The sequence below is a fragment of the Dietzia sp. SYD-A1 genome (assembly GCF_015356725.1).
GTDB lineage: Bacteria > Actinomycetota > Actinomycetes > Mycobacteriales > Mycobacteriaceae > Dietzia.
This window is the reverse complement of the sequence record NZ_JADDKI010000534.1, coordinates 1-1,045: the sequence shown is the minus strand read 5'-3', so window position 1 is coordinate 1,045 and position 1,045 is coordinate 1. Positions and strand designations below refer to the sequence as shown.

Here is a 1,045-nt window from a genome sequence, read left to right as displayed (position 1 = left end):
GTCGGGGCCGGGGCGGGATCCGGTTAGGATGTGGTCCGGACCCAGGCGGTGCCGGGTCCGCGCTGGAGTGGCGCAATTGGTAGCGCACCCGACTTGTAATCGGGCGGTTGCGAGTTCAAGTCTCGTCTCCAGCTCTCATCCTCCCCGTGCGGGCTCAGGCGAGGGTGCCCCACGTTCGTAGGACGTCGGTTTAGCTTTCTCAGGCTTCTGGGTAGGGTGTGACCGGTGTGCAGCGAGAGCGAGGGCGCCCGGGCCGGGATCGTGGATCCCCAACGGCGTGTCGCAGAGGCGTGGATGCGCGCTGTCGCGACGTGTGACGAGGCCGCCGCGCTGGCACTCTCCGCCCCGACGATCCTCTACACCAACGGCGGTCATCTCGGACGTTACGAGGGGCACGACGGCATCCGAGACATGATCGAGGACGTCGCGCGCCTGGCCGGATTCATCGAGGTGACCGTCCAGTCGGTCCTGGCGGAACCGGGGACCATCGCCCTCCGTCGACTCGAGACCTACACCCTGCCGCAGGGGGGAGTGGAGATCCCGGCACTGGCCTTCGTCGATGTCGAGGAGGGTCTGGTCACGCGCTGGGAGGACTACAAGGACCTGCGCACGCTGAACGCGATCACGGAGTAGATGGTGAACGGAGGCGGTCCGATGGGCCAGGACGGGCACCGCGCCGACCCCGCCGTCGTGGCCAGGGAACTCGTGGAGGCCAGGTTCCACGGGGACGTGGACACGGTGACCTCGCTCTGCACGCCCGACATCGTCCTGCGGATCGAGGGATCCCACGAGGCGCGCGGCCACGAGGGGGTGGCGCAACTGATGGAGTTCAACCGCGAGGTCGCCACCAACGTGAGAGTCGAGATCCATCGGGTCATGGTCTCGGGTGACACCGTCGCGATGACCAGGACGATGTCGCTCATCGTCAACGGGCAGGCCCTCGAGCTCGGCGCGGGAGCGTTCTTCACGCTGCGCGGCGGCCTCGTGCGGGAATGGAGCGACTACCTCGACATGAGCGAGCTGGCACGCGCGCTCGGCCACTGAC

General features: G+C 67.8%; 2 protein-coding genes and 1 tRNA gene. All 3 read left to right on the top strand.

All coding sequences use genetic code 11. From position 1 onward, the window contains the following. Positions 1-61 precede the first annotated feature (61 nt). The 3 genes from IY392_RS16540 to IY392_RS16530 all read left to right on the top strand — a co-directional run bounded on the left by IY392_RS16540 (position 62) and on the right by IY392_RS16530 (position 1,044). Positions 62-134, top strand: a tRNA-Thr gene (locus tag IY392_RS16540). Between the two features lie 91 nt (positions 135-225). Further along, positions 226-633, top strand: a complete 408-nt coding sequence (locus IY392_RS16535) for a nuclear transport factor 2 family protein (RefSeq protein ID WP_194861812.1) — start codon at positions 226-228, stop codon at positions 631-633. Then, the gene (locus tag IY392_RS16530; protein WP_228549541.1) at positions 634-1,044 is read left to right on the top strand and encodes a nuclear transport factor 2 family protein; all 411 of its coding nucleotides are present in this window, start codon (positions 634-636) and stop codon (positions 1,042-1,044) included. Position 1,045 lies beyond the last annotated feature (1 nt).

Excerpts from the sequence above, each read along its gene's own strand:
- IY392_RS16530 (WP_228549541.1), top strand. The coding sequence starts at position 634 with ATGGTGAACGGAGGCGGTCCGATGGGCCAGGACGGGCACCGCGCCGAC.